At 64.7% G+C, this 2289-nt stretch carries 2 protein-coding genes; one reads left to right on the forward strand and one right to left on the reverse strand.

Translation table 11 applies throughout. The features are described from left to right. Positions 1–192: 192 nt before the first annotated feature. A complete protein-coding gene (locus IRZ77_RS26615) occupies positions 193–627 on the reverse strand; it encodes a kinetochore Spc7 family protein (protein ID WP_135002633.1) in 435 nt (144 codons plus the stop codon). Positions 628–829: 202 nt separating this feature from the next. On the opposite strand from IRZ77_RS26615, the gene IRZ77_RS26620 reads away from it, so the two are divergent. Next, positions 830–2164, forward strand: coding sequence for a lysine N(6)-hydroxylase/L-ornithine N(5)-oxygenase family protein (locus IRZ77_RS26620; RefSeq protein ID WP_108481017.1), 1335 nt, complete (start codon positions 830–832; stop codon positions 2162–2164). Positions 2165–2289: the final 125 nt, after the last annotated feature.

Genomic DNA, 2289 nt, shown 5'->3' on the forward strand with positions numbered 1-2289 from the left:
CCCGCCCGAACACGGCCCGCCGGGCGGCCGAATCCCCCCCACCTCAGGCCCCCCGGCCCCGCCCGGCGCGGCCTGGGGCCGCGATGGGCGCCACCGCAGCCCCGACGATTTGTGCATTGATGCCAACATCCCGGGGCCGCTTCGCAGCCCATCGCGACACAAGGCCGCTCCTACAGGGGACCGTATCCGCTGTCAGGCCGTGGTGCTGACCATCCCGCCCGCGCTGCTGCCACCTGTTTTCTGTAGCGCTTCAAGCAACTGCGCGGTGGCCTGCAGGATTTCACCATTGATGGTGGCGATGCTCGCCTGCTTGGCGGACACAGCTGCCAGCTTGGTGGTTTCGTCCATCTTCTGCGCCATCAACTGGGCCAGTTGCTTCTGTTCCTCGGCCAGTTGCTTTTGCAGCTTCTTGATCATTTCGCGCAATTGCCTGATGTGCGCAGGCTCGGAACTCTCACTGCTGCCCTGGGCACCCTGAGCCTGGCCGCCACCGTTCAATTTCGACGTGTCGGCCTGAGTGCCGGCCCCACTCTCTTCAGTCTTCTGCGCATCCTGGCTGTCGGCAGCCTGGGTTGCAATCACCGCCTGGGGCGTGGTGCTGATGCTGACTGCTGCAATACCTGTCATGTCTTTCTCCCTGCGTTGCAAATGGGTCCTTGGGTTGTTCTGCCTATCGGCCGGCAGGCGCAAGCCTTTAGCCCCCCGTTGCAAGCGGCCAGTCGCCCGCCAGTAAATTCCCCATCGTTTGGCTCGTTCCACCCAATGTACAAGCGCAGGCGCCGGCCTCTCCCGGCGTGCGTCAACATTCGACCATTATGGAACCGCAGCCATGAGCCAGTCTGCAAAACCGGAAACCATCAAGGACCTGATCGGCGTGGGCTTCGGCCCTTCCAACCTGGCCCTGGCCATCGCCCTGGAAGAACTCGCCGAGTCTCAGGGCCATGCCCTCGACGCGCTGTTCATCGACAAACAACAGGACTATCGCTGGCACGGCGAAACCCTGGCCACCCAGAGCGAGTTGCAGATCTCGTTCCTCAAGGACCTGGTGTCGCTGCGCAACCCCACCAGCCCCTACAGCTTCGTCAACTACCTGCACCAGAAACAGCGCCTGGCCGACTTCATCAACCTCGGCACCTTCTACCCCTGCCGCCTCGAGTACAATGACTACCTGCGCTGGGCCGCCGAGCACTTCGCCACCCAGGCGGTATATGGCGAGGAAGTGCTGCGCATCGAACCGGACGTACAGGCGGGTCGGGTCGAGCACCTGCGCCTGGTCTCGCGCGACGCCCAGGGCCGCGAATACAGCCGCCGCACCCGTTCGGTGGTGGTCGCCAGCGGCGGCACGCCGAAAATTCCGGAAAAGTTCGGCGCCTTCAAGGACGACCCGCGAGTATTCCACCACTCCCAGTACCTGAGCAGCCTGAACAAGCTGCCATGCACCGTGGGCAGGCCGATGCGCATTGCCGTGATCGGTTCGGGCCAGAGCGCCGCCGAGGCGTTCATCGACCTCAATGACAGCTACCCGTCGGTCAAGGTCGACATGATCCTGCGCGGTTCGGCCCTCAAGCCTGCCGATGACAGCCCGTTCGTCAACGAGATCTTCTCGCCGGACTACACCGACCTGGTCTACAACGAACCGGCCGACCAACGCAGCAAGCTGCTGGGCGAATACCACAACACCAACTATTCGGTGGTCGATCTCAACCTCATCGAACGCATCTACGGCATCCTTTACCGGCAGAAGGTTGCCCACCAGTACCGCCACAACGTGCTGTGCCGGCGCCAGGTCGAAGCCGTCGTGGCCACCCGCGAAGGCCTGGAGCTGACCCTGCGCGACCTTGCCACCGGCCAGCAGCAGACCCACCGCTACGACGCGGTGATACTCGCCACCGGCTACGAGCGCCGCTCACACCGTGACCTGCTGGCGCCCCTGGCCGGCTATGTGGAAGATTTCAGCGTCGACCGCAACTACCGCATGCTGGCCAGTCCCGACCTGCAGGCCTCGGTGTACCTGCAGGGCTTCTGCGAAAACAGCCACGGCCTGAGTGACACCCTGCTCTCGGTGCTGCCGGCGCGCGCTGCAGAAATTGGCCGCGCGCTGTACCAGGACCTGGCGCATCTGCACGACAAGCCGCAACCGGCATTGGCCCTGACCCGCGCCTGATCCCTCCTGCTTCATGCCTTCCAGGCCGACCTTGGCCTGAATCGATTGGGGCCGCTGTGCGGCCCATCGCCGGGGGACCCGGCGCCCGCCGGGGCTACCAAGAGCAGCTCCGCGGGGGGGCCCCG

Source organism: Pseudomonas pudica (genome assembly GCF_015680405.1).
In the GTDB taxonomy this organism is placed as follows: Bacteria; Pseudomonadota; Gammaproteobacteria; order Pseudomonadales; family Pseudomonadaceae; genus Aquipseudomonas; species Aquipseudomonas pudica.